The organism is Neisseria sp. P0019.S003 (assembly GCF_051957115.1).
Classification (GTDB): Bacteria; Pseudomonadota; Gammaproteobacteria; order Burkholderiales; family Neisseriaceae; genus Neisseria; species Neisseria flavescens_D.
On record NZ_JBQCWT010000006.1, the window covers coordinates 1 to 25,591 of the forward strand.

General features: G+C 49.8%; 20 protein-coding genes and 4 tRNA genes. 15 read left to right on the plus strand and 9 right to left on the minus strand.

The genetic code is table 11. The annotated features are described in order from the left end of the window. The first annotated feature begins 389 nt into the window (after positions 1-389). From ACTHTS_RS09105 to ACTHTS_RS09125, 5 genes are all read left to right on the plus strand, one after another. A complete protein-coding gene (locus tag ACTHTS_RS09105) occupies positions 390-2,372 on the plus strand; it encodes a cation:proton antiporter domain-containing protein (protein WP_440369837.1) in 1,983 nt (660 codons plus the stop codon). 69 nt (positions 2,373-2,441) lie between these two features. Beyond that, positions 2,442-2,517: transfer RNA gene (locus tag ACTHTS_RS09110), tRNA-Val, on the plus strand. Positions 2,518-2,550: 33 nt separating this feature from the next. Then, positions 2,551-2,627 (plus strand) — tRNA-Asp (locus ACTHTS_RS09115). A gap of 39 nt (positions 2,628-2,666) precedes the next feature. After that, positions 2,667-2,742, plus strand: a tRNA-Val gene (locus ACTHTS_RS09120). Between the two features lie 32 nt (positions 2,743-2,774). After that, positions 2,775-2,851, plus strand: a tRNA-Asp gene (locus ACTHTS_RS09125). A gap of 289 nt (positions 2,852-3,140) precedes the next feature. Here the strand turns inward: ACTHTS_RS09125 and dacB are convergent. Beyond that, positions 3,141-4,553, minus strand: a complete 1,413-nt coding sequence (gene dacB, locus ACTHTS_RS09130; RefSeq protein ID WP_440369838.1) for a D-alanyl-D-alanine carboxypeptidase/D-alanyl-D-alanine endopeptidase — start codon at positions 4,551-4,553, stop codon at positions 3,141-3,143. A 70-nt stretch (positions 4,554-4,623) separates the two neighbouring features. Further along, entirely contained in the window at positions 4,624-6,051 is a 1,428-nt protein-coding gene (locus ACTHTS_RS09135) for an MFS transporter (RefSeq protein ID WP_440369839.1), read from the minus strand. 136 nt (positions 6,052-6,187) lie between these two features. Here ACTHTS_RS09135 and ACTHTS_RS09140 point away from each other — a divergent pair, with 136 nt between their 5' ends. The 3 genes from ACTHTS_RS09140 (at position 6,188) to ACTHTS_RS09150 (ending at position 8,920) form a co-directional block, all read left to right on the plus strand. After that, positions 6,188-6,754: an NADPH-dependent FMN reductase gene (locus tag ACTHTS_RS09140; RefSeq protein WP_049328898.1), complete on the plus strand. Its 567-nt coding sequence runs from the start codon at positions 6,188-6,190 to the stop codon at positions 6,752-6,754. Positions 6,755-6,899: 145 nt separating this feature from the next. Next, positions 6,900-7,577 carry a response regulator gene (locus ACTHTS_RS09145; RefSeq protein WP_440369840.1) on the plus strand — a complete coding sequence of 226 codons (678 nt, stop codon included), beginning with the start codon at positions 6,900-6,902 and terminating at the stop codon, positions 7,575-7,577. Positions 7,578-7,606: 29 nt separating this feature from the next. Further along, positions 7,607-8,920, plus strand: a complete 1,314-nt coding sequence (locus tag ACTHTS_RS09150) for a sensor histidine kinase (protein ID WP_440369841.1) — start codon at positions 7,607-7,609, stop codon at positions 8,918-8,920. A gap of 129 nt (positions 8,921-9,049) precedes the next feature. Here ACTHTS_RS09150 and aroB read toward each other — a convergent pair whose 3' ends face one another. The 7 genes from aroB to pilM all read right to left on the minus strand — a co-directional run bounded on the left by aroB (position 9,050) and on the right by pilM (position 15,897). Further along, a complete protein-coding gene (gene aroB, locus ACTHTS_RS09155; protein WP_440369842.1) occupies positions 9,050-10,129 on the minus strand; it encodes a 3-dehydroquinate synthase in 1,080 nt (359 codons plus the stop codon). 21 nt (positions 10,130-10,150) lie between these two features. Then, positions 10,151-10,672: a shikimate kinase gene (locus tag ACTHTS_RS09160; protein WP_440369843.1), complete on the minus strand. Its 522-nt coding sequence runs from the start codon at positions 10,670-10,672 to the stop codon at positions 10,151-10,153. Positions 10,673-10,795: 123 nt separating this feature from the next. After that, positions 10,796-12,928, minus strand: coding sequence for a type IV pilus secretin PilQ (gene pilQ, locus ACTHTS_RS09165; protein ID WP_070734707.1), 2,133 nt, complete (start codon positions 12,926-12,928; stop codon positions 10,796-10,798). Between the two features lie 20 nt (positions 12,929-12,948). Beyond that, positions 12,949-13,491, minus strand: coding sequence for a pilus assembly protein PilP (locus ACTHTS_RS09170; RefSeq protein ID WP_440369844.1), 543 nt, complete (start codon positions 13,489-13,491; stop codon positions 12,949-12,951). Between the two features lie 15 nt (positions 13,492-13,506). Beyond that, positions 13,507-14,178 (minus strand): type 4a pilus biogenesis protein PilO, encoded by a 672-nt coding sequence (locus ACTHTS_RS09175; RefSeq protein WP_107792215.1) that lies wholly within the window; start codon positions 14,176-14,178, stop codon positions 13,507-13,509. Further along, the gene (locus ACTHTS_RS09180) at positions 14,178-14,801 is read right to left on the minus strand and encodes a PilN domain-containing protein (protein WP_063068256.1); all 624 of its coding nucleotides are present in this window, start codon (positions 14,799-14,801) and stop codon (positions 14,178-14,180) included. Before ACTHTS_RS09180 ends, ACTHTS_RS09175 begins: the two co-directional genes overlap by 1 nt. A 4-nt stretch (positions 14,802-14,805) precedes the next feature. Next, complete coding sequence (gene pilM / locus ACTHTS_RS09185; protein ID WP_440369845.1) at positions 14,806-15,897, minus strand: type IV pilus assembly protein PilM; 1,092 nt, start codon at positions 15,895-15,897, stop codon at positions 14,806-14,808. A 152-nt stretch (positions 15,898-16,049) separates the two neighbouring features. On the opposite strand from pilM, the gene ACTHTS_RS09190 reads away from it, so the two are divergent. The 7 genes from ACTHTS_RS09190 (at position 16,050) to ACTHTS_RS09220 (ending at position 25,575) form a co-directional block, all read left to right on the plus strand. Then, complete coding sequence (locus tag ACTHTS_RS09190; protein ID WP_440369846.1) at positions 16,050-18,446, plus strand: penicillin-binding protein 1A; 2,397 nt, start codon at positions 16,050-16,052, stop codon at positions 18,444-18,446. Positions 18,447-18,511: 65 nt separating this feature from the next. Beyond that, a complete protein-coding gene (locus tag ACTHTS_RS09195) occupies positions 18,512-19,348 on the plus strand; it encodes a PHP domain-containing protein (protein ID WP_070734699.1) in 837 nt (278 codons plus the stop codon). 135 nt (positions 19,349-19,483) lie between these two features. Next, positions 19,484-20,326: a class II glutamine amidotransferase gene (locus ACTHTS_RS09200; RefSeq protein WP_063068260.1), complete on the plus strand. Its 843-nt coding sequence runs from the start codon at positions 19,484-19,486 to the stop codon at positions 20,324-20,326. Positions 20,327-20,525: 199 nt separating this feature from the next. Continuing rightward, positions 20,526-20,978, plus strand: coding sequence for a transcriptional regulator NrdR (gene nrdR, locus ACTHTS_RS09205; protein WP_150540629.1), 453 nt, complete (start codon positions 20,526-20,528; stop codon positions 20,976-20,978). Positions 20,979-20,992: 14 nt separating this feature from the next. Beyond that, a complete protein-coding gene (ribD, locus tag ACTHTS_RS09210) occupies positions 20,993-22,096 on the plus strand; it encodes a bifunctional diaminohydroxyphosphoribosylaminopyrimidine deaminase/5-amino-6-(5-phosphoribosylamino)uracil reductase RibD (protein WP_440369847.1) in 1,104 nt (367 codons plus the stop codon). A 574-nt stretch (positions 22,097-22,670) separates the two neighbouring features. Beyond that, positions 22,671-23,978, plus strand: a complete 1,308-nt coding sequence (locus tag ACTHTS_RS09215) for a nucleotide sugar dehydrogenase (RefSeq protein WP_440369848.1) — start codon at positions 22,671-22,673, stop codon at positions 23,976-23,978. Positions 23,979-24,147: 169 nt separating this feature from the next. After that, positions 24,148-25,575 carry an oligosaccharide flippase family protein gene (locus ACTHTS_RS09220; protein ID WP_440369849.1) on the plus strand — a complete coding sequence of 476 codons (1,428 nt, stop codon included), beginning with the start codon at positions 24,148-24,150 and terminating at the stop codon, positions 25,573-25,575. The last annotated feature ends 16 nt before the right edge of the window (positions 25,576-25,591 follow it).

The following is a 25,591-nucleotide window of genomic DNA, read 5'->3' on the forward strand; positions in this document are numbered from 1 at the left end:
TTATCGGGTATCCGGGGAGGATTAAGGGGGTATTTGGGTAGAATCAGGAGTAATTAGGAGCGGAAATAGACGAAAACCTGTGTTTGGATTTCGGCTGTCGGAGGAAAAGGAATTTTGCAAAGGTCTCCATTTATTTAAAGGCCGTCTGAATATTTCAGACGGCCCTTTTTGTCAATCAAAACACTACTTTACATTCTATCTTGATATAATCTTAATAATCCGTTAGATAACGCTCGAAACAGTAAGTCCAAATAAGCATGATACGGGAAATCAAATCGCAGAAATGAAGTTCATTCTGTGCGTTTTTATTTGGGTTTGCTGTCAGTTTTCGACGTGTTTCAGACGGCCTATATAACAATAGCTACTTTTAACGAAAGGCCGCCCACTCTATGCACGAATTCTCCCTCGGTCCCATTGTCATTGTCCTGTTGGTTTCCGTCATTACGGTTATCTGCTGTCGCAAGTTCAACATTCCTTCCATGCTCGGTTATCTTTTGGTCGGTTTTATTGCCGGTCCGGGTATGTTTAAACTGATTCCACAAAGCCACGCCACCGACTATTTGGGCGAAATCGGCATTGTGTTCTTGATGTTCAGCATCGGTCTCGAATTCTCCCTACCCAAACTCAAAGCCATGCGCCGCCTCGTATTCGGTTTGGGCGGTTTGCAAGTCATCATTACCATGCTCTCGATTATGGGCATTTTGATGGCAATGGGCACGCCGTTTAACTGGGCGTTTGCCACTGCGGGCGCACTGACCATGTCGTCCACCGCCATCGTCAGCCGCATTCTGTCGGAGAAAACCGAGCTGGGTCAGCCACATGGTCAAATGGCCATGGGCGTTTTGCTGATGCAAGATATTGCCGTGGTACCGCTGATGATTCTGATTCCGGCACTTGCCGGCGGCAGCGAAGGCAACTTGTGGGTAGAGCTGGGCTTGGCCGGTTTGAAAATGTTGCTGACCTTGGGCATTTTGTTTGTTGTCGGCAGCCGAGTGATGTCGCGCTGGTTCAGACTGGTTGCCAAACGCAAATCGTCCGAACTCTTCATGATCAACGTTTTGCTGGTTACTTTGGGCGTGGCCTATCTGACAGAACTTGAAGGCCTGTCTATGGCATTGGGCGCATTCGTTGCCGGTATGCTGCTTTCCGAAACCGAATACCGCATTCAGGTGGAAGACGACATCCGTCCATTCCGCGACATCCTGCTGGGCTTCTTCTTCATTACCGTCGGTATGAAGCTCGATATTCAGGCGCTGGTCGGCAACTGGCAGCAAATCCTGATTTTGTTGGCAATCCTGTTGGTCTTGAAAGCACTGGTCGTCTTCATCATCGCTTTACGCATGAAAAACCCTACGAGCGATAGCCTCAAGAGTGCGCTTTATTTGGCGCAAGGCGGCGAGTTCGGTTTCGTGATGCTGGCTATTTCCAGCAAAATCAATATGGTTTCGCCCGAATTGGAACAAGCAGCCACTGCAGCCGTCCTGCTCTCCATGATTGCCGCACCATTCATTTTGGGCAGCAGCGATGCCATCGTCAGCCGCTTCGTCAAATCCGACTGGGATATGAAAGCCTTGGACTTACACTCCATGCTGGTGGAAACCATGAGCAAATCCGAACACGTCCTGATTATCGGTTTCGGACGCGGCGGTCAATCGGTCGCCCGTGTATTGGCGCAAGAAGGCATCCCCTACTTTGCCCTCGACTTGGATATTGCCCGCGTACAAGTGGCACGCAACGCAGGCGAACCGGTTTCCTTTGGCGATGCCAAACGCCGTGAAGTCTTGGAAGCCGCCGGCTTGGGACGCGCCAAAATGGTGGTCATCACGCTGAACAATATGCATGAAACCCAACATGTTCTCGGCAACATCATGTCCATGCATCCGAGCATGCCGGTTTATGTTCGCGCCACCAATGACGATTACGTCAAAACCTTTACCGAAATGGGTGCGGAAGAAACTGTCTCCGATACCAAAGAAACCAGCCTGGTGCTGGCAAGCTATGCCATGTTGGGCCACGGTCTCTCTTACAACCATGTTTATCAAACCATAACCCACATCCGTCACAGCCGCTATGCATCGTTGCAGGACTTGTTTGTCGGCAGTGATGATGACAGCTTCTCCGACGAAGACAGCAAGGCCGTCTGCCGCCACGCTTTCCCATTGCAAGGCGAGGCACACGCCATCGGCAAAACCATCCGTGAATTACCATTGGCAGCGCATTATCTGAAACTATTGTTTATCCGCCGCAATACCGGAAAAATCCAAGACCTTGACCCTGATTTCGTTCTGGAAACCGGCGACATTTTGGTTGTTGCAGGCAAGCAGGAAGAAATTATTTCCTTTGAAAACTGGTGCTTGCAGGGAGATATCTAATTATCGGCAAATAAATCTTGCGCGCATCAGGATTTTTTGGTTTAATAGCGTCTTCGCAATTTTGCGCATGGGTGATTAGCTCAGTTGGTAGAGCGTCTGCCTTACAAGCAGAATGTCGGCGGTTCGACTCCGTCATCACCCACCAAGTTTCTTTTTCATTGTCTTTGACAGTGGATGCGCGGTGGTAGCTCAGTTGGTTAGAGTACCGGCCTGTCACGCCGGGGGTCGCGGGTTCGAGCCCCGTCCGCCGCGCCATTATTTAAAAATACTGATTTTTCAGTATCTCCCTTTTTCGGGTGATTAGCTCAGTTGGTAGAGCGTCTGCCTTACAAGCAGAATGTCGGCGGTTCGACTCCGTCATCACCCACCACTTTCCTTTTCATTGTCTCTGACAATGGATGCGCGGTGGTAGCTCAGTTGGTTAGAGTACCGGCCTGTCACGCCGGGGGTCGCGGGTTCGAGCCCCGTCCGCCGCGCCATCAAGTTAAAAATAAAAAATACCGGTTTTTACCGGTATTTTTTCGTCTGCACCCTATGCCTTTTTATAAAAAATCCAGCTATTTAAATAATATAAACAGGACAACACAATAAAGCAGACATATGGTTTAAATCCTGAAAGACCATCCATCTCAAGCGGATTCACACCAAACGCTTATTCATCCAATCCCTAAATCATCTTCCAAAATAGACATAGATACTTACCTCCCCTTCTTACACAAAGGCCGTCTGAAAACGTCAATACATTTTCAGACGGCCTTTTTTAGCTTATCAAGCCTGATACCTAATCATGCAGGAGGCCTTAGCATCAATCCAATGATCTCCGCCCGGCTGAACAATTTTAGACACCAGCTTATCCAAGTCGCGTAAATAATCGGTTGATTTCTGGCTGTTGATAATGACGACAACCAGCAACGGTTTTTCACCTAACCAATACCCAGCCAGTGCGCGGACATCTTTAAGCGTACCAGTTTTGAGGCGTAGGTTTTCACCGGGCTGCTTCAAGCGTGTTTTAAGCGTGCCGTCTTTACCGGCAATCGGCAGCGTACTGATAAACTCGTTTTTAAACGGGCTGAAGTAGGCTTTTTCCAACATTTGCGCCATCATTCGCGCATTGAGCCGTTCAACGCGGGACAGGCCTGAGCCGTTTTCCAACACCAGCCCTTCCGTATTAATACCGGCAACCGCCAGCTCGCTTTTTACGATAGACGCAGCCTTGGCCTGCGCCAGCTTGTAATCAGACATGTTTCCGGCAAATTTAAGAAAAACCGAACGGGCAATCAGATTATTGGAATGCTTGTTCATATCGGTGAGGATATCGGTAAGCGGTTTGGATAGATGACTCGCCAACACATGCGCGTCATGAGGCGCGACACCTGTTGTCAGGCCGTCTGAAACCGTGCCGCCTTGTTGGCGCCATTGGTTGACAAAACTTTTGCCGACAAATTCTTTCATGCTGTACATATTTAGATACAGCTCTTTGCCCAAGCAGCTTTCCGGCAGCTTGCCCGATACGGTCAGCGTATTGTTTTTATAGGAAGTCTTCATGTGGTTTTTTAAAACACTGCACTTCCCTTCTTTATTCTCAAGCGTCAATTTGTTTTGAATGTTCAGATTCGGCAGCGGCGGATTGGTACGGATGACCAAGCTTCCGTCTTCTTCTTTTTCAGCACGCAGTTCAACGGTTTTATACGCCAACATATTGGGATCGGGCGGCGTCATAAAGCTTTCGGCAGAATCGGAAGCAAAATCATCCGGATTCTTCACATCGCCCCACAGGCTGCGGTCGAGTATCAGATGTCCGTCAATATGGCGTATGCCCTTATCGCGCATCTGTTGCTGCATTTGCACCAGATCATGCTGGTCAAACACAGGATCGCCGCTCCCCACCCAATACACATTGCCTTTCAACGTATCGCCTTTGATTGGGCCGTTGGTTTTAAACTCAGTTTTCCAACGATAATCACCGCCCAACATACGAAACGCGGTAAACGCCGTTACCAGCTTCATGGTCGAAGCAGGATTGCGCAATTCATCGGCACGGTGTTCGGCAATCACTTTGCCGCTGTCCAATTCCTGCACATAAACGGAAATTTCATTTTCAGGAATACGCCCGAAATCCAAAGCCCATGACGGACAAACCGCCATCATCAGGCTGATTGATAAAATACTTTTTAACTTCATTGTGTTACAAAATCTTATAAATTCTTACGAGGTACTTAGGCCGTCTGAACGTTTCAGACGGCCTTTTTATTTATTTCTGATGCGCTTTCAAACGCAAAGCAAACATAACGACCACAACACCGACAACCAAAGCGCAACCCATCGCCAAATGGATACCGTCCAGCATAGCCTGTTGCGGCATATCTGCGCTGGAAAGTTTCTCACCGATATTGGTTGCACCGACGAAAAACGCCGCGCCGATGGCACCGGCAATCGGATTGATGGTGGTCAGAATCGCCGCACCGTGCGGATTGAGCGTTTTCGGCAACGCATTCAGACCATGGGTTTCGCCGGTTACACAAGCAGACACGGAAAGCGCCAACAGCGTAAACATCGCCGTCAACATCACCACTTGCGTATCAATCCGTAAAAACAGCCACAATACCGCCAGCGACACCACCAGCATCACTGTTGCCGGCAAAACGACAAAGCGTCCGCCCTTTTTGTCCAACAATTTACCGAACAACGGAGCGGCAACCGCTTGGGCAATACTGGCAGGCATCAGAATCAGGCCTGTTGCTGTACCGGTCAGCATCAACACTTGCTGCGTGTACATCGGCACCATCAGCTCCAAGCCCAAGAACAGGAATACCGCACCGGCCAAAATCACAACGCAATATCTGAACTGTTTGTATTCAAACGCACGAAGGTTCAACAACGGCGTAGCCAAACGGAACTGACGGTGCGCAAACCAACCCACCAGTACAACGGAAGCGGCAAAGAGCAGGATAAATTCCAGCAGCGGCATATGGGCAAAATTACTGCTCGCATAAACCAGCCCGCCAAATCCCGCAATCGATAGTACGGCCGACAACATATCGATTTTCGGACGGCTGATGTTGCTCAAATTGACCGTCAAATATTTGCCCACCAGCACCATCGCCGCCAACATAAACGGCGCGGTAAAACCGAACAGCACGCGCCAATGCGTATGGTCGATGATGATGCCCGACAGCGTCGGCCCCATTGCAGGCGCAGCGGTAAACATCATGGTAATCACGCCCATCGCCGTTCCGCGCTTGTTGGGCGGAAAAATCGACAACACGCCGTTAAACAGAAGCGGGACAAAAAACGCGGCAGACACCGCCTGCACCATACGCCCCACAACCAAAATTCCGAAAGTCGGTGCAAACGCGCAAATCAGCGATCCTGCTAAAAACGTTGCCTGCGTAAACAGCACCATTTTGCGCGTTTCAAACCATTGAATCACGCCGGCCGTAATCGGCGTAAATGCCCCCATGACCAGCAAAAAGCCCGTTGTCAGCCATTGAACCGTGGTCTTATCGACACCAAAATCTTTCATAATCGGCGTAAGCGCGACATTCAGCAGCGTGTCGTTGAGATAGCCGAAAAATGCGCCGATGAATAAGGTGGCGACAATGGTTTTAGCTGGAAAATCGGGATTGTCGGCATAGTATTCGTGTGCCGTTGCGTCCTCTTGCGAATCAGAAGCGTGCATAATAATTTGAAATATCAGCGAAACCGTTATTTTAGCATAAACCATTTTGACAGGCCGTCTGAAACCTTGACCGCTTCCCCAGATAACACTAAAATTTAGAATTGTTTTCATTTTTATTATTAAACAGGAGAAAAACATGTCAAAGAAAGTCAGCATCTTGGTCGGCAGTCTGCGTAAAGGCTCGTTTGCACGAAAAATCGCACAAAACGTCATTTCCATGTTCCCCGAAGGCTACGAAGCGCAAATCGTCGAAATCGGCCATTTGCCTTTATACAACTTCGACTACGACGATCCTGCCGTTACCGACTTCCCCACTCCATCCAGCTATACCGAGTTCCGTGAAACCATCAAAGCCTCTGCCGGCGTATTGTTCGTGACTTCCGAAAACAACCGCACCGTCCCTGCCTGTCTGAAAAACGCCATCGACATTGGCTCCAAACCCAATGCCGATGTTGCCTGGAAAAAAACACCTGCCGGCATCATCAGCCATTCAGTCGGCAAAATGGGCGGTTATAGCGCGCAAAAAAATCTGCGCCTTGCCCTTTCATATTTCGATATGCCGCTGACCGGCCAGCCGGAAGTGTTCCTCGGCAACTCGCCTACCCTGTTTGACGACAACGGCCAGCTCATCGAATCCGCGCGCGGCTTTGTTCAAGGCTATATCGACCAATTGGTCGCCTTGATTGAGAAAAACCCTAAATAATCGGAATTGAAGCATACAGGCCGTCTGAAAAACGAATTTCAGACGGCCTCATCTTTTGCAAAAAATCAGTTTTTCGACAGTTCCTAAATTTTTACTAATTGAGTGCGGTTATAATCACTATCCACCCATCCTCCGGAGAACTTCCATGCGCGTATTATTGGTTGAAGACGATGCCATGATTGCCCAAGCCGTCAGTGCCAACCTGAAAGACACCGGCTACGCTGTCGATTGGGTCAGCCGCGGTTCGGAAGTTGCCGCAGCAGTGGCGGCGCAAGCATACGATTTGCTGCTCTTGGATTTGGGTTTGCCCGGCAAAGACGGTTTGGACGTATTGGCTCAAATTCGCAAAGGCGGCTGTAGCGTTCCCGTCTTAATCGTGACCGCGCGCGATGATTTGCACAGCCGACTCAACGGTCTAGACGGCGGCGCAGACGACTACATCGTCAAACCCTTCGACATGGCTGAACTGCAAGCCCGTATGCGCGCCGTATTGCGCCGACACGGCGGACAGGCGCAAACGCTGCTGAGCAACGGCATCATCACGCTCAACCCTTCCACCCATCAGGCGGAAGTGGTCGGGCAGGAACAGGCCATCATGCTCAGCAACAAAGAATTTGCCGTCCTCCAAGCCCTGCTGCTGCGTCCGGGCATGATTCTGTCGCGCAGCGATTTGGAAGACAAAATCTACGGCTGGGGTGAAGAAGTCGAAAGCAACGCCGTTGACTTCCTGATTCATGCCTTACGCAAAAAACTCGGCAAAGAAGCGATTCAAAACGTCCGCGGGGTCGGCTGGCTGGTTGCACAAAACAACCAGGTCGTCTGAAAAACCACAACAATATCAACACACAAACCATGCAACGCCTTATCCACACCATCAAACAATCCCTGCAAGTCCGAATCAGCCTTGCCCTGATCTGCATGCTCCTGCCCCTCTCCATCCTTGCAGGCATATTTTCATATTACGATACTTATCACGAGACCCAAGAGGTTCAAGACGACCTGTTGCGCCAAGTCGCGAACTATCTCGACCCGAGCGATGCCGATGACGAGAATCACTCGCTCGACAACGACAACAAGATTTCCGTTCAATTTCCCAATACGCCCAACCCCATTGTCAGCCTGCCTGAGAAGATTTCAGACGGCCTGCACACCATCCAGGCCGACGACGACGACGATTACTACCGCGTTTATACCCGCGACACCAAGCAAGGCCGCATCGCCGTCATGCAGGAAAGCGACTACCGCGAAGAGCTGGCCGAAATGGCCGCCGTACAGAGTATCCTCCCCATGCTCCTCGCCCTACCCCTGATTATCCTGCTCACCGTCTGGATTACCCACCGCACCATGCGTTCCGTCAAAACCCTGTCCAACGATTTGGAACAGCGCCAAATCAACGACCTCTCGCCGATGGACACGCAAGACATTCCCAGCGAAATCCAAGGCTTTGTCGTCGCCATTAACAACCTGTTGCAGCGTACCGACGAAAACGTCCGCCAACAGCAACGCTTTATCGCCGATGCCGCACACGAATTGCGCAGCCCCATGACCGCCCTTTCCCTTCAGGCAGAGCGGCTCAACAATATGCAGCTGTCCGCCGAAGCGCGCGAGCAGTCCGCCCTGTTGCAACAAAGCATACAGCGCAACCGCCACCTGCTCGAGCAACTCCTTTCCCTCGCACGCGCCCAAGCGCCCGAAACCCAACGCCCCAAAACCTTGATCAGCCTGCAAAACCAGTTCCGCCGCGTCTTGCAGGAACTCATGCCGCTGGCGCTGGCCAAAGGTCAAGACATCGGCGTCGCCGTTGAAAACGACTGCCAAATCCACGCCGACGACACCGAAATCTACACCCTTATCAAAACCTTTACCGACAACGCCATCCGCTATACTCCCAAAGGCGGCCGCATCGATTTGGGTTTTGACGAAACCGCCGAATACCTCAATATCTGGGTGGAAGACGACGGCCCCGGCATTCTCCCAAGCGAACGCCAACGCGTTATCGACCCCTTCTACCGTATTCTCGGCACCGAACAACAAGGCACCGGACTTGGTCTGTCCATTGCAGACACCATTGTCAAACGCCATCAAGGCCGTCTGAAACTGGCCGACAGCCGACGCTTTGACAGCGGCTTGTTGATTATTGCCGAGTTGGATAAAAAGACACTTTAAATAATCGACCCGCCCAAATTGGTCTATCTAGCTTTAATCCGATAAATGAAAACGTTTTAAAACCAAAGGCCGTCTGAAAATACCTTTCAGACGGCCTTTTTATATTTTAAAGCAAACCTCATTCATTCCTCACAAATACGGCTGCAAGGTTTGGCGGAGGATTTCCATATCGGTAATTTCAGTAATATTGGCTTTGCCCAAGTATTCCAAACCGACAAAACGCATGATGCCGCTGCTGACTTTTTTGTCGTGGCTCATGTGTTCAATCCATTTTTCAAAGGAGAAAACAGGCGGCGCAGACGGAAGAGAGGCGGCTTCCATTAAAGCGGCAATGCGGTCGGTATCGGCTTGTTGGATTTTGCCCAAAATTTGCGACAAACGGGAAGCGAGGACACAACCGGCGGCAACGGCTTCACCGTGCAGCCATACGCCGTAGCTCATTTCGGCTTCGATGGCATGGCCGAAAGTGTGGCCGAGATTAAGCCATGCGCGGATACCCTGCTCGGTTTCATCTTGGGCAACAATATCGGCCTTCATTTTGCAGCAATGGTAAACGGCTTCTGCCATTTTTTCTTGATGTTGCACCATCAGGTCGGCCATATTTTCTTCCAACCAAGCAAAAAATTCGGCATCGCCCAATGCGCCGTATTTGATGACTTCGGCCATACCTGCGGAAAGTTCGCGTTGCGGCAGCGTTTGCAGGGCGGTCAAATCGGCCAGCACGGCTTGCGGCTGGTAGAACGCGCCAATCATGTTTTTACCGAGCGGATGGTTGATGGCGGTTTTACCGCCGACCGAGGAATCAACCTGGCTGAGCAAGGTGGTCGGCACTTGAATAAAAGGTGCGCCACGCTGATAAGTTGCTGCGGCGAAACCGACCATATCGCCTATCACGCCGCCGCCCAAAGCGATTAAAGTGGTTTTGCGTTCGGCACGGTTTTGCATCAGACCATCATAAATCAGGTTAAGCGTCTGCCAGTTTTTATATTCTTCGCCGTCGGGAAGGATGATGCTGAAATGCGGCACGCCCAGCCTGTCTAAGGCCGTCTGAAGCTGTTTGAGATAAAGCGGCGCAACGGTTTCGTTGGTAATGATGGCTGCTTTTTTACCTAAATAGGGCTGAAGCAGCGTATCTGCCTGCTCAATCAGTTTATGCCCGATAAAGATGGGGTATTGATGGGACGGGGTTTGGACAGTCAGGGTGCGCATGGTGTTCCTTTGTAAAGCGTGTTATTCGCTCAATATTTCAATCAGCCGTTTGAGCGTTTTGTGGCAGCTGTCGGATTCGATGACGAGATGGGCGGTTTGACGGTACAGCGTATCGCGTTGGTCATACAGCTCTTGCAGTTTGGCCAAAGGGTTGGCAACTTGCAACAGTGGCCGGTTGCTGTCGTAACGGGTACGCTCCAGCAAGGTTTCGGGGCTGGCATGCAGATAAACAACCGTGCCGTTTTGGCGCAAAATCTGTCTGTTTTCACTGCGCAATACGGAGCCGCCACCGGTCGATAAAACGATGTTGCGCCGGGAAGCGAGCTTCTTCAGCATATTGGTTTCGCGGTTACGGAAGCCTTCCTCCCCTTCCATCTCAAAAATGGTCGGAATGGATACGCCCGAAGAAGTGCAGATTTCGTAGTCGCTGTCGTAAAACGGGCATGCAAACATTTGGGCAAGCTGCTTGCCCAAAGTGGTTTTGCCCGCGCCCATCAGCCCGATTAAGATTAAATTGCCGTTGATTTTTTCCATGTGGGTCATTTTATACGATATGGTGGTTTCGTGGAAAAGTTCGTCGTTTTTCAGACGGCCTTTTCATCTCAGGCCGTCTGAAAACCAAAACAGGCATACCTTTTCAGATATGCCTGTTTGTCATTTTGAAAATCAGTAACGCAGATTGTTACCCACATTGTCCATAATGCGCGGCGTGATGAAAATCAACAGCTCACGGCGGTTTTCACGTTTGCCGCGTGATTTGAACAGATTGCCGACAACAGGAATATCGCCCAAAACAGGTACTTTGTTCACTGCATTGGTGCTTTCTTCTTCGTAAATACCGCCGACAATCAGCGTGCCGCCATCTTCAACCATGGCTTGGGTATTCAAATGTTTGGTGTTGATACACTTGGTTGTCAGAGAATCCACGGTACAGTCGATCGGGGTATCACGATTAATCTTCACAGTCATGATGATTTGACCGTCAGGCGTAATGTTCGGCGTTACGGTCAAGCCCAAAACGGCTTTCTTGAAGGTAATCGAAGTCGCACCGCTGGAAGAAGCCTCTTGGTAAGGAATTTCCGTACCGGATTCAATTTTGGCTTCTTTGCGGTCTTGCGTCAGCACGCGCGGATTGGAAATGGTTTTGCTCTTACCTTGTTCTTCAGACGCGCTGATTTCCAAACCCAATGCGCCGGACGAGAACGCACGCACCAGCGCAATGCTGTTGACTGCGGCTGCGGTCGGCAGACTGACGTTCGGATCCAAAGTCCATGTGCGGTAGCCTACATCGCCACGGTTAAACGAGGCATTGGTATTGTAGTTGGTTTGTGCATTGCTCCAGTTGCTGCCCCATGCGTTACGGCCACTTGCGCCACCGGAACCGAATTTAACGCCCAAGTTGCGGAAGAAGGTATCTTCTGCTTCGACAATGCGCGCTTCAACCATCACTTGACGGGTCGGAACGTCCAGTTCATCAATCAGTTTGCGGAATTTCTCAATCACGCCGCGGTTGTCGGTCACGATCAGCGTATTGGTGGCCGGATCGATTAAGGCGCTGCCTCGGTTGCTCAACAGAGTATTGCGGGTATTGGAATTATTGCTGTCGTATTCTTCCAAACGCAGAATTTTGCGGAATTCTTCCACATTTTTGTATTTCAACTGGAAGGTTTGAGAATACAGCGGACCCAATTCGGCAATCTCTTTTTCAGCCTGCAAGAAGGCTTTGTCTTTTGCCAACAATTCATCGCGAGGTGCGATATTGATGATGTTGCCTTGACGGCGCATATCCAAATTGCGCGCCTGCATGACCAAATCCAAAGCCTGATCCCAAGGTACATCTTTCAGGGATAAAGTCATGGTGCCTTTGACGGTATCGCTGGCAACAATATTCACACCGGATTCTTTTGCCAAAATCTGCAAGATGGTACGAACTTCTACATCTTGGAAATCCAAAGAAATTTTACGGCCTTTGAACGATTTGTTCGCATTTTGGTTCAAGCCGCTGGATTCGGTATTGGCGGCTTTAGGCGATACTTCAAATACAAAACGGCCGGAAGAAGCTTTGGTATTGATGTCCCAATTCGCATTATTGTTGCGGATAATGAGCTGGGTAGAATTGCCGATACGTTTGAGCGTAACGTTTTGTACAGGCGTATTGAAGTCAGCCACATCCAAACTGCGTTGAGCTTGTGTCGGCAGCGTATGGTTTTTCAATGTCACAACCACGCGATCGCGCTGCTGTTTAATGTCCGGCTGTCCGCTGAAACCTGGGGCAGACAATTCAATAATGCCGGAATTGCGTGCACCTTTGCGGAAATCGATATTGGCTGCTGAAACAGCTTGATAAGTCTGAGCAGCGCGCGCGGTAGACGGCGTAGCCGCACGTTCATTTGCAACAGCCGCATTGGTTTGGTCAGTAGATTCGTTTACAAACACCCAAACTTCGTTGCCGCGAATCTCAGTATTGTATTGGCTGATTTTGTTCAAACCCAAAACCACGCGTGCGCGGTCATTGTTTTGCGCCGCAGTAATTTGATTCAACAATGGGTCGGCATATTCCAAAACAGGCTGAGGCAAACGGATATTAGTGTTGGCAAAATCCAATGCGATACGTGCCGGAGTAGATGTTACAAAACCATGAGGTGTGGTAACGTCTTTGTCGAAACGGATTTTGATGATTTTTTGGTTGTCAGGCAAAGTGGAAACGTTGATATCGGTAATATTGCCTGCAAAGGCCGTCTGAACAGCGAGGGCAACGCTGAAGCCGGCAAATAATTTTGTCATGTGCTTGGTTTTCATAATCGAGTGAGACCCCTAAATTAATTTGAATTCGAACTATCTGAGCTATTGGAAGAATCCGCCTCTTTACTGCTCAATGGCAATTCGGCCTTCCGGTACACCCAGTTGCCGTAGCTGTCCTCAACTTGCTCGGTCAAGATAATTTTATCTTCGGTAATACTTTGGATTCTGCCGTAATTCTGACCGATGTAGTTTCCGGGATAAACGGTATAAACATGGTCGTTGACCTTGATAAATCCGGAAACTTTGCCGCCGCTTTGCAGCGTTCCGACAAAGGCCATATTTTCCAAACTGAAGGCTTCCAATGTTTCTTTCGGACGGTTCACATCCGGTGCATTGCCGCCTTTAGGGGCAGTGTCCAAACGGCGTGAATCAAACGCATTCATGCCTTTAAAGTTCGGCAGGCTATACGGCTTAGGCAATGTAACCGTCGGCTCTTCAAACGGAATAATCTTGGATTTCGCTTCCTGACGGGTTTGCGTCATCCATTGAGTCAAATCTTCATAGCTTTGCGTACAGGCTGCCAAGGGAAGAAGACTTAAGAGTAAGATGATTTTTTTCATGATTTCCCTATTCTTTTATTTTTGCTCATTCTCGGCAGGTTTGCCTTCTTCTTGTGCCTGTTGCGCAGCCAATTCGGCAGCAATCTCTTCGGCCGGACGTGCTTTGTAAGTCGTCGCAATCGCGCTCAATGTCAACTCGCCTTTATTGCCTTTGCCTTCTTTATCCTCGCCTGCATTCACGAGTTTCAAAGAATCTAAAGTAATAATGCGCGACAAATCGCCTACATCACGGGTAAATTGGCTAATCTGAGAGTATTTGCCTGTGATGGAAATCTGATACGGCAGTTTTTGAATTGGACCATCGTTTTCAGGTTGGAGCGGTGCAACGCTGTCCAAACGCAATCCGTTGGTTGAACCTGCCTGATGCAATTCTTGAATCAGGTTCGGAATTTCCGCGTCGGTCGGAAGTTGTTTCAACAAAACGTCAAATGCAGAACGAATCGAAGCCAATTCAGCTTTCAAATTGTTTAAGCTTGCCGCCTGAATGCTTTTACGCGTAAAGGTTTCCTTCAGCTCTTCTTCTTTGGATTCCTGCGTATTCAAGGTTTCAATCTGATCTTTAAATACGCCGACATAGCCCAAAGCCAACATACCGACAATCAATAAACCTGCCAGCAAAAGTTTTGAAGGCATATTGAGCAGGTACAGGTTTTGTACGTCCAATTGTTTCAGGTTTTTAGATGCCATTATTGAGCCTCCGGAGCAGGTTCTGCCACAGGTTCGGCCATTTCACCGCTGCTTTGGGCAGTCGGTGCAGGAGCCGGCGTATTCACTTGGTTGATTGAAGATTTCAAAGTAAATTCTTGGTAGTTATCTACTTTTTTAATACTCAACAATTCAGGCTGCAAGAAAATACCTGTACTCGGCAGGGAGCGCATCATAACGGCAATTTTATTGTCGCTGATGGCATGACCGCTGATTTTATAGCTGGTCGGGCTTTCGGCTTCCAACGCGGTCAAATAAGTATTATCTGGCGTAAGCGTATTCAAAGAATCAAGGATATAGGCCGCTTGATAGCGTTTTTCCTGCAACTCTTCAACTTTCAGCTTTTTAGCCAAGAAGGCTTCTTTTTCTTGCTGAAGTTTATCGATTTCACCCAATTCTCTATCAAGTCTGTCGATTTCGGTTTGCAGGAAGTTGTTGCGGCCTTCTTGATTGCGGATGGCGCTGTCAATACCGAGATAAGTAGCGGCCGCCAAGCCTAAACCCACTGCAAAAGCACCAAGCATCAATATTTTGAATTGCTGCTGCTTGCGCTGTTTAATTTCTTCCCGATAAGGAAGAAGGTTGATTCTGGTTAATTCAATCATGTTCTCAAAGTCCCCTTAATGCCAATCCGAACGCCAAGGTCAGTGACGGCGCATCAATTTGAAGCTGCGGCAATTCTACTTTTGCACTGCGTTCCACATATGAAATCGGATGCAGATATTCTGTTGCCGTATTGGTTTGCGAGAAAATGCTTTCTGCCAAACCTGCCTGCTGTGCGGTAAAGCCTGTCAGCAGGATGTGTTTGATATTGGCGAAAGAATCAGTGGCCTGCGTGGTATAGTAAAATTGCAAAACACGCTGAACTTCTTGCGCAACCTGTACATTAAAACGGTCGGCAATCTGAGACTGGTAGTCGGAAGGCTTGTTTTGAGAAGCCATCATTTGCGCGGCTTTTTCTTCCGTCACCTGATAAGTCCGCTGAATCAGCTGATTGAGCTGCTCTGTGCTGACCGGCGTTTCTTGTTTGTAAAGAATACGGCCGTTTTGCAGAATCAAGGCATACATTTGCGTCGCATGAATGCCGAACACGGCAACTTTTTCCTCTGCCATTTCGGGAGCATGCGTATTTATCCAATGAACAAAGGCATTGCGTTGCGCCAGCAAGTCTAAATCCAAAGCGGACAAAGGCAAGCCCGCATTCTCAAACATTTCAATGCGCGGCTCGACATCATCTTTTTTGGCGGCAACAGCTAAAACATGCTGACCCGAGCCGACTTCTTCAGCTTGAAAGTCATAGTTCATTTCTTCAATAGGCGCAAATTGGCCGACTTCCGCCTCGACAAACTCTTCCAAGTCCAAATCGGTATCACGCGGGTTGTAAATAATTTGCTCGACTGTCGCCAAATTTTGTGGCACAGCCGCAACAATATTTTTGCAAGAACTGCGTAATTGTGTGTAAGTATGTTGGATGTAAGTAGCAAGCTGATCGTAGTCTTGAATTTTGTTGCCTTTGACAATATTTTTAGGCAATTTGGTAATAACGTATTTTTCCAGCTGAATTTGGTTTAAACTACGGCCTGTCAGTTGTACCATCTTAATGGCATGTTGGCTGATATCGACGCCGATGGCAGAGCGGTTGTTCAATCCGCTAGAAGCCTTGCCTGTTTTGGTATCTTTCGTGCTTTTAAATAAGCGCATGATTTGACTTCCCTGTATCATTTAGGAGTGAGTAACTGTTTCGTTATCCGTAAAGGACTTCTTATTCTTTGCACAGTATTGACTGTGGCTGATAGAAATCGTTTCCCATTTTACTTTATTTATCGCCATTAATGGCAAATTATTACTTAGTCATGATTAAAAAGATTATAACGACCTGCCTGGGTCTCTTATTGGGACTGGCTCTTTTCGGCGTGGGGCTAATTGCAATTGCAATTTTGGTCACCTATCCGAAGCTGCCGTCTTTGGACACTTTACAACACTACAAACCCAAAATGCCGCTGACGATTTATTCTTCAGACGGCCAAGTAATTGGCGTTTATGGCGAGCAACGGCGTGAATTCACCAAAATCGGTGACTTTCCCAAAGTTTTGAAAAATGCCGTGATTGCCGCCGAAGACAAACGCTTCTACGACCACTGGGGCGTGGACGTTTGGGGTGTGGCGCGCGCCGCGATCGGCAACGTCATGGCCGGCGGCGTCCAATCCGGTGCCAGTACGATTACGCAACAGGTTGCTAAAAACTTCTACCTGAGCAGCGAGCGTTCGTTCACCCGTAAATTCAACGAAGCCCTGTTGGCCTATAAAATCGAGCAGTCTTTGAGCAAAGACAAGATTTTGGAGCTGTACTTCAACCAAATCTATTTGGGTCAACGCGCTTATGGTTTTGCATCTGCAGCCCAAATTTATTTCAACAAAAATGTTAATGAATTAACATTAGCCGAAGCCGCCATGTTGGCCGGCTTGCCTAAAGCACCTTCTGCCTACAACCCGATTGTAAACCCTGAGCGTGCCAAATTGCGTCAGGCTTATATTCTGAACAATATGCTGGAAGAAGGCATGATTACCCTGCAGCAACGCGATCAGGCTTTGAAAGAAGAGTTGCATTACGAGCGTTTTGTACAAAACATCGATCAAAGCGCTCTGTACGTTGCCGAAATGGTGCGTCAAGAGCTGTTTGAGAAATACGGCGAAGATGCCTACACTCAAGGCTTCAAGGTATACACCACCGTCGACACCGCACACCAGCGCGTGGCCACCGAAGCCCTGCGTAAAGTCCTGCGCAATTTCGACCGCGGCAGCAGCTACCGCGGTGCAGAAAACTACATTGACCTGAGCAAAAGCGACAACGTAGAAGAAACCGTCAGCCAATACCTTTCTACACTTTATACCGTCGATAAAATGATTCCGGCGGTTGTATTGGAAGCCTCCCGCAAAGGTGTACAGATTCAGTTGCCGAGCGGCCGCAAAGTGACGCTGAACAGCCACGCTTTAGGCTTTGCCGCCCGTGCCGTCAACAACGAAAAAATGGGCGAAGACCGCATCCGCCGCGGCTCCGTCATTCGTGTTAAAGGCAGTGGCGATACCTTTACCGTCGTTCAAGAGCCTTTGTTGCAAGGCGCATTGGTGTCTTTAGATGCGAAAACCGGTGCAGTCCGTGCATTGGTCGGCGGCTACGACTACCACAGCAAAACCTTCAACCGCGCAACTCAAGCCATGCGCCAACCCGGCTCGACGTTTAAACCGTTCGTTTATTCCGCCGCTTTGGCAAAAGGCATGACTGCTTCCACCATGATTAACGATGCGCCGATTTCACTGCCGGGTAAAGGTGCAAACGGCAAAGCGTGGAACCCGAAAAATTCAGACGGCCGCTATTCCGGCTACATCACGCTGCGCCAGGCTTTGACCGCTTCGAAAAACATGGTGTCCATCCGCATCCTGATGTCTATCGGCATCGGCTACGCGCAACAATACATCCAACGCTTCGGCTTCAAGCCGTCTGAAATCCCTGCCAGCCTGTCTATGGCTTTGGGTACAGGCGAAACCACGCCGTTGCGTATTGCAGAAGGTTACAGCGTCTTTGCCAACGGCGGTTACAAAGTGTCCGCCCACGTCATCGACAAAATCTACGATAGCCAAGGCCGTCTGAGAGCGCAAATGCAACCTTTGGTAGCCGGTGAAAACGCACCTCAGGCCATTGACCCGCGCAACGCCTACATCATGTACAAAATCATGCAAGACGTTGTCCGTGTCGGTACCGCACGCGGTGCAGCCGCACTCGGCCGCGCCGACATCGCCGGTAAAACCGGTACTACCAACGACAACAAAGACGCATGGTTTGTCGGCTTCAACCCTAGCGTTGTGACTGCCGTCTATATCGGCTTTGACAAACCGCGCAGCATGGGTCGTGCAGGTTACGGTGGTACAATCGCCGTACCGGTATGGGTAGAATACATGCGCTTTGCCCTGAAAGGCACCAGCGTCAAACCGATGAAAGCCCCTGAGGGCGTGGTTTCGAACGGCGGCGAAGTGTATATGCGCGAACGCATGACCACCAGCTCCGACCTGGCCTTGGACAACAGCGGCGTTGCACCGCGTCCCGCTCAACCTGCCCGTCGCACGGTTCCGAATGAAAACCGCCGCCGCACCGAGAGCGGCAATGCGCCAGCCCGTGAAGAATCAGACGAAACCCCAGTTCTGCCAAGCAATACCGGCAACAATAACAGACAACAACTGGACTCTCTGTTCTAATGTTCTAAAGTAAGGCCGTCTGAAACGTTCAGACGGCCTTTTTTAAGAAAATTCAAAGCAAAACCATGATTGATTTACACTGCCATTCGACCGTTTCAGACGGCATGCTCTCCCCAACCGAAGTCGTCCGACTCGCCCGTCAAAACGGTTGCACCCTACTCGCCCTGACCGACCACGACCATACCGGCGGACTTGCCGAAGCGCGCGCCGAAGCCAATACCCTCGGCCTCCCCTTCGTCAACGGCGTGGAAATATCCGTCACTTGGCGCGGCCGCACCATCCACGTTGTCGGCTTGGACTTTGACGAACACAACGAAACCCTGCAAAGCCTGCTTGCCGAAGTCCGCAAAGGCCGTCTGAAACGATTGGAAGCCATCGCCGCCAAATTGGAGAAAAAAGGCATAACAGGCACGTATGAAGGCGCGCTGGCATTAGCTGCCAACAAAGAAATGGCCAGCCGCACCCACATTGCCGAATTCCTCATCCGCGAAGGCCATGTCAAAAACAAACAGCAGGCATTTACCAAATATCTGGGCGACGGCAAATCCTGTTCCGTCAGACACGAATGGGCCACACTGGAAGACTGTGTAGCCGCGATTACAGGCGCAGGCGGCATGGCCATTATTGCCCACCCGATGCGCTATGAATTATCCGCCACCGCCAAACGAAACCTGTTTCAAGAATTTAAAAATCTCGGCGGCGCAGGGATTGAAGTGCACAGCGGCAACTGCTGCAAAAACGACCGCCTCAACTATGCCCTGCTTGCCGACCGCTTCGACTTTCTCGCCAGCGCAGGCAGCGACTTCCACCGCCCCAACGACTTCAGCGGCGGCATACTCGGCGCCTGTCCCGACTTACCCGAACAATGCCGCCCGGTCTGGGAACACTTTAAGGCCGTCTGAATTTTTGACAGCAATTTTTCAGACGGCCCGCCAAGTATGAGACAGTTATAAACATATCACACTCTACATATTGAAACTGCCTGCCCGATACACCATAATAACCCTATAAATACCCCAAAAATAAAGGTTAACGCCATGTGCCAACTGCTCGGCATGAATTGCAACACTCCCACAGACATCATGTTTTCTTTTGAAGGCTTCCGCCGTCGTGGCGGCATTACCGACCACCATGCCGACGGCTTCGGTATCGGTTTTTTTGAAGGCAAAGGCGTGCGCTTGTTTCACGACGACAAGCCCAGCGCCAACTCTCCCGTTGCCGACTTGGTGCGCGCCTACCAAATCAAATCTGAAAACGTTATCGCCCATATCCGCAAGGCCTCACAAGGCCAGACCTCACTAGCAAACACTCATCCCTTCATGCGCGAGATGTGGGGCGAATATTGGCTGTTTGCCCACAACGGCCATTTGATTGATTTTTTTCCTGAGCAGGGCGAGTACTACCATGCCGTCGGCACGACCGATTCCGAACGCGCGTTCTGCTTTATCCTCAACCGCCTGCGCAGCCGCTTTGCCACCAAGCCCGAACCTGAAGTTTTGTTTGACGCCATTGCCGGCCTGACTCATGAAATCCGCCGCTACGGCTTGTTCAACTTTGTGATGTCCAACGGCGACTGCCTGTTTGCCCACGCCAGTACCTTACTGCACTACATCGTGCGCAAAGCCCCGTTTGGCAAAGCCCGTTTGCTGGACGATGATGTCATGGTCGATTTTTCAGAAGTGACCACCCCGAACGATAAAGTTTCCGTCATCGCTACCCTGCCTCTGACGCGAGATGAAACCTGGTCGCAATTGGCAGTCAATGAATTGGTGATGTTTCAAGACGGCGATATCGTCCGCAGCGACCGCCCCGAAAATCCGGTTTACATGAGTGCGGAAGAAGGTTTGGAAATCGCCCGTGCCGTCGGCGTATCGGTTTGACGTTTGATTGACTGAAAAACATAAGACCGTCTGAAAGGCTCAACTTCACTCAAGTTGCCCTTTCAGACGGCCTTTTTATACTTAATCCATAGACAAAGCCTTTACTATACGAAAATAACGCAATCCGCTACAATAATAGTTCACAAACAATAAATTCAATTGCTTAGCGACCTTGCCGAGCGTATGACAAGGAAACCCGATGAAGTGCCCGTTTTGCCAACACCCCAACACTCAAGTAACCGACTCGCGATGGCTGGAAGACACCAACAGCATCCGTCGCCGTCGCAGATGCTTGGAATGCGGACAACGCTTCAGCACTTTTGAAACTGTTGAAATGCGGATGCCGCAAGTCATCAAATCCAACGGCACACGGGTTCCCTTCAATGCGCACAAACTGCAGACCAGCCTTGAGCGCGCGCTGCACAAACGTCCTGTCACACAAGAACAAATCGATGAAACCGTTGCCCTTATCGAGCAGCGCCTCTACCGTTTGGGCAAAAAAGAAGTTGCTTCGCGCATCGTCGGTGAAATGGCGATGGAAGAACTGGCAAAAATTGACCAAGTCGCTTATGTCCGCTTCGCGTCCGTCTATAAAAGCTTTAAAGACGTTTCCGAATTCACCCAAGTCATCGCCGAATGTAAAGCCAAATAAGGCCGTCTGAAACCATGTTTTCCACACTTGATACCCAAATGATGCAAACCGCCCTCGAGCTGGCCAAGCTTGGGCGGTTTTCTACTTCCCCAAATCCCCGCGTCGGTTGCGTGATTGCACACGGCGCACAAATCGTCGGACAAGGTTTCCACGTCAAAGCAGGCGAGCCGCACGCTGAAGTTCACGCATTAAGGCAGGCCGGAGCGGCGGCCAAAGGCGCAACAGCCTATGTCACGCTGGAACCTTGCAGCCATTACGGCCGCACACCGCCATGCGCCGAAGCGCTGGTTCATTCCGGTGTAACGCGCGTGGTTGCCGCCATGACCGACCCTAACCCGTTGGTCGCAGGCAAAGGTTTGTCCATGCTGGAAGCCGCCGGAATCCGTACCGAAAGCGGTTTACTGGAAGCGCAGGCGCGCGAACTCAACCGCGGTTTCCTGTCGCGTATCGAACGCGGCAGACCGTTTGTCCGCCTCAAATGCGCCGCCAGTTTGGACGGCAAAACCGCCCTTTCAGACGGCCGCAGCTTTTGGATTACCGGTGAAACAGCGCGCGAAGACGTGCAAATTCTCCGTGCCGAAAGTTGCGCCGTTTTGACCGGTATCGGTACCGTACTTGCCGACAACCCGAAACTCAATGTCCGCAGCTTCCCCACCCTGCGCCAACCTGCGCGTATCGTCTTAGACAGCCGACTGCAAATCCCTTTGGACTGCCACCTCGTTACCGATACCGAAAGCCCGATCGTTATCGTTACCCTTTCCTCAGATGAACAACGTTTGCAGGCTCTAAGCGCATTTGAACATATCCGCATCATCAGGCCGTCTGAACACATCAACGGCCGCATCAATCTTCTTTCACTCATGCCGCAACTGGCAGAGCTTGGCTTTGGCGAAGTTCTGGTAGAAGCAGGCTCAACACTTGCTTCATCCTTTCTGAAGGATGACTTGGTGGATGAAATCGTCCTCTACCAAGCGCCAAAACTATTAGGCGCAGGCAAACCTCTTTTCTCCCTCCCTGAAAATCCGGCCGCCCTACTTTCAGACGGCCCTTGGCAAAGTCAATCGGTAGAAATCATCGGGCAGGACATTAAATGGGTTCTCCGGAAAAAATCCGTCTAATTGCCTCAACTTAATAATCAAACCACTTTTAATAGGATATATCTATCATTTACATAGCAATAAATGTAATTTTTTCGTCAATATATTATAATGACTTTAGCGTATTCCAATTTAAAACTTTGACTTAAGTTAACTATCCTCAAGCCGATTGTCGACAAATTTTCCTTTTTTTCATCACGAAATAATGGATTATTAAGATAAGTTAAGCCACGAAAATTTATTAAAAGTTTTTATTCTAGAAGGGTTTTAAACGGCATAAACGGTAGTTTCATTTCATGAATCATACATTTGACAAAACAATATCTAAAATCAAAACATGTGGTTGAATGTAATTTCTAAAAATTAAGTATTCAAAAATACCGTTTCCATACCATAGAGGCCGTCTGAACGACCGTTAAACTTTTTTGATTGAGACGAATCAGATAAGTGCTTATGATTTTGTCTAATGTAATTATAAGTATGGTTTTAAGGCTTCACACGATACGGCAGCCGGCTATGGCTATGCGGTTGCAGCAAACAACTCAGGCATCGGGCAAACACTCCCGATTTACTCATTCATTAAACGAAAGACATCATGAAAAACATTACGATACAAAAATTTGCCGATAAGACCGCAAAAATCGGCATCGTTGGCTTAGGCTACGTCGGTTTACCACTGATGTTGCGCTACGTGGATATCGGTTACCAAGTTTTGGGTTTCGACATTGACACCAACAAAGTCGACAAGCTCAACAAAGGCGAAAGCTACATTGAGCATATCCCTTCCGACAAAATTGCCGCTGCTTCCAACAGCCTGTTTGAAGCAACGACAGACTTCTCCCGCATCGGCGAAGTAGAAGCCGTCATTTTGTGCGTACCGACTCCGCTGAACAAATACCGCGAGCCGGATATGAGCTTTGTGATTGACACTACCGATGCGGTAAAACCTTACCTGCGTGCCGGTCAAGTGCTGTCTTTGGAATCTACTACCTACCCCGGCACTACCGAGGAAGAATTGCTGCCACGCATGGAAGAAGGCGGCTTGAAAGTCGGTCAAGACGTATTCTTGGTTTACTCTCCTGAGCGCGAAGACCCGGGCAACCCTAACTTTGAAACCCGTACCATTCCCAAAGTCATCGGTGGCCATACCCCTGCGTGTCTGGAAGTCGGCCTTGCGCTGTACCAACCTGCCATCGATAAAGTTGTTCCAGTAAGCTCCACCAAAGCGGCCGAGCTGACCAAACTTCTGGAAAACATCCACCGCGCCGTAAACATCGGCTTGGTGAACGAAATGAAAATCGTTGCCGACAAAATGGGCATTGACATTCACGAAGTCATCAATGCCGCCGCAACCAAACCGTTCGGCTTCGTTGCTTATTACCCAGGCCCTGGCTTGGGCGGCCACTGTATCCCTATCGACCCGTTCTACCTGACTTGGAAAGCACGCGAATACGGCGTAAACACCCGTTTTATCGAATTGGCCGGTGAAGTAAACTCCCATATGCCTGACTACGTTATCGAAAAAGTCAGCCTGGCTTTGAATGACCACAACCGTTCTATCAAAGACAGCAAAATCTTGGTATTGGGTATCGCCTACAAGAAAAACGTGGACGATATGCGCGAAAGCCCGTCTGTGGAAGTTATGGACCGCCTGCACAAACTGGGCGCAGTGGTTTCCTACTCTGACCCGCACGTTCCAGAGTTCCCACATATCCCCGGCCACCACTACTTCGACCTGAAGAGCGAAGCGCTGACCCCTGAAACTGTCGCCCAATACGACTGCGTGGTTCTGACCACCGATCACGACAAATTCGACTATGACATGATCACCGAACATGCCAAGCTGATTGTCGATACTCGCGGCAAATTCCCAGTGAAAAATCCTAAAGTCATCAAAGCATAATCTTGCTTCAGACGCATCCGGCTGCCACCGGTTTCCCCGACCGGGACGGCGGCCGGTTTCCCAAGGCCATTTGTTTTTTCAGACGGCCTTGGCAAACCGGCAACGGTAACAACGCATCTCTTACGAAAAACGCTCAGCTCGAACTTCCGGCCGTCTGAAAACAAATAATATGAACGCGAAAAAAATCCTCGGCTACGCATTGGGTCCGGTAGGAAGCGCCGCTTTCGGCCTACTTTCCCTGCCGCTCATCTCATGGTACTTCCCTGCGGAAGACATCGGCCGTATCGTACTCTTGCAGACCATTGCCGGACTGAGCATCCTGTTGCTGGGCTTGGGGCTGGACCAATCCTATATTCGCGACTATTACGCAGTTAAAGACAAGGCCGCGCTGTTCAAATCCGTTTTTTTATCGCCATTGATTCTGACTGTGGCGGTTGTGGTTTTAGTGTTATTGATAAACGCATCATGGCCGTCTGAAATCATTTTCGACATCCCCAGTGCAAATTTGGGGATTCTCTTCCTGATTTTCTTGGCCACCACGCTGATTATCCGTTTTTTAGCCTTGATTTTGCGGATGAAAGAGCAGGCACTGGCTTTTTCCGTCAGTCAGCTTGCGCCGAAATTTTTGATTTTGGTGTTGGTTTTTGCCGTGATCGCTTCCGGCCTGCCCGCCAATACCACTTCGCTGGTTTTTGCCTACACCGCCGCCCAAGTGCTGACCGTTGCGCTGTTAATCTATCAACTGCGCCGAGATCTGCAAGCCGTTTCCCATGCGAAATGGTCGTCCGAGCTGCATCGGGACGGCCTGCGCTACGGCCTGCCACTGGCATTCGGCAACTTGGCCTATTGGGGCCTGACTTCGATTGACCGTTTTGTCCTCAAGAATATCTCGGGCTTGGACGAGTTGGGTATTTATTCGATGGCGGTCAGCTTTGGTGCCGTCGCCCTGATTTTCCAAAGCGTGTTCTCCACTATCTGGGCACCTTTGGTGTTTAAATGGGTAGAAGAAAAAACCAATCTGGACAAAATCGGCGACATCACGCTTTCCATGACCGTCCTCATCAGCGCAATGATTTGCCTCATCGGGATTTTCTCGCCGATGGCGACTTGGATACTGCCGGAAAAATACACGCAGGTTCAATTTATCCTGCTCTCGTGTATGCTCTTCCCCCTGTTTTACACGCTGACCGAAGTCAGCGGCATCGGGTTGAACGTCGTCCGCTCGACTTGGCTGATTACCGTCATCAACATCGTTGCCTTTATCGCCAATACCGCCCTGCTCTATCTGCTGGTACCGAAATTCGATGCAAAAGGTGCGGCTATGGCCAGCGCAACGGCTTTTTGGCTGTTTTTCATCTTGAAAACCGAATTCTCTTCACGCCTGTGGCAGCCTTTGCCGCGCCTGAAGATTTATACCAACTCAACGCTCTGCCTGATGATCTGCCTTGCCTACACTTGGCTGGGTACGCGCGACAACTACATTTGGTTCGCGCTGGCATGGGCAGTCGGACTGGGTTTCCTGTTCCTAAAATACAAACACGCACTATTTGCCGCGACCGAAAACATCAAAGCCAAATTAAACCGTTCGTCAAAATAGCCAACCTGAGATTCAC

What these genes read in the sequence shown, in the direction of transcription:
- ACTHTS_RS09135 (WP_440369839.1), bottom strand. Translation starts at nt 6,051, where the DNA reads ATGCACGCTTCTGATTCGCAAGAGGACGCAACGGCACACGAATACTAT.
- ACTHTS_RS09105 (WP_440369837.1), top strand. Translation starts at nt 390, where the DNA reads ATGCACGAATTCTCCCTCGGTCCCATTGTCATTGTCCTGTTGGTTTCC.
- ACTHTS_RS09145 (WP_440369840.1), top strand. Translation starts at nt 6,900, where the DNA reads ATGCGCGTATTATTGGTTGAAGACGATGCCATGATTGCCCAAGCCGTC.
- ACTHTS_RS09170 (WP_440369844.1), bottom strand. Translation starts at nt 13,491, where the DNA reads ATGAAAAAAATCATCTTACTCTTAAGTCTTCTTCCCTTGGCAGCCTGT.
- ACTHTS_RS09220 (WP_440369849.1), top strand. Translation starts at nt 24,148, where the DNA reads ATGAACGCGAAAAAAATCCTCGGCTACGCATTGGGTCCGGTAGGAAGC.
- ACTHTS_RS09195 (WP_070734699.1), top strand. Translation starts at nt 18,512, where the DNA reads ATGATTGATTTACACTGCCATTCGACCGTTTCAGACGGCATGCTCTCC.
- ACTHTS_RS09140 (WP_049328898.1), top strand. Translation starts at nt 6,188, where the DNA reads ATGTCAAAGAAAGTCAGCATCTTGGTCGGCAGTCTGCGTAAAGGCTCG.
- ACTHTS_RS09190 (WP_440369846.1), top strand. Translation starts at nt 16,050, where the DNA reads ATGATTAAAAAGATTATAACGACCTGCCTGGGTCTCTTATTGGGACTG.
- aroB (WP_440369842.1), bottom strand. Translation starts at nt 10,129, where the DNA reads ATGCGCACCCTGACTGTCCAAACCCCGTCCCATCAATACCCCATCTTT.
- dacB (WP_440369838.1), bottom strand. Translation starts at nt 4,553, where the DNA reads ATGAAGTTAAAAAGTATTTTATCAATCAGCCTGATGATGGCGGTTTGT.
- ACTHTS_RS09200 (WP_063068260.1), top strand. Translation starts at nt 19,484, where the DNA reads ATGTGCCAACTGCTCGGCATGAATTGCAACACTCCCACAGACATCATG.
- ACTHTS_RS09160 (WP_440369843.1), bottom strand. Translation starts at nt 10,672, where the DNA reads ATGACCCACATGGAAAAAATCAACGGCAATTTAATCTTAATCGGGCTG.
- ACTHTS_RS09215 (WP_440369848.1), top strand. Translation starts at nt 22,671, where the DNA reads ATGAAAAACATTACGATACAAAAATTTGCCGATAAGACCGCAAAAATC.
- ACTHTS_RS09175 (WP_107792215.1), bottom strand. Translation starts at nt 14,178, where the DNA reads ATGGCATCTAAAAACCTGAAACAATTGGACGTACAAAACCTGTACCTG.
- ribD (WP_440369847.1), top strand. Translation starts at nt 20,993, where the DNA reads ATGTTTTCCACACTTGATACCCAAATGATGCAAACCGCCCTCGAGCTG.
- ACTHTS_RS09150 (WP_440369841.1), top strand. Translation starts at nt 7,607, where the DNA reads ATGCAACGCCTTATCCACACCATCAAACAATCCCTGCAAGTCCGAATC.
- ACTHTS_RS09180 (WP_063068256.1), bottom strand. Translation starts at nt 14,801, where the DNA reads ATGATTGAATTAACCAGAATCAACCTTCTTCCTTATCGGGAAGAAATT.
- nrdR (WP_150540629.1), top strand. Translation starts at nt 20,526, where the DNA reads ATGAAGTGCCCGTTTTGCCAACACCCCAACACTCAAGTAACCGACTCG.
- pilQ (WP_070734707.1), bottom strand. Translation starts at nt 12,928, where the DNA reads ATGAAAACCAAGCACATGACAAAATTATTTGCCGGCTTCAGCGTTGCC.
- pilM (WP_440369845.1), bottom strand. Translation starts at nt 15,897, where the DNA reads ATGCGCTTATTTAAAAGCACGAAAGATACCAAAACAGGCAAGGCTTCT.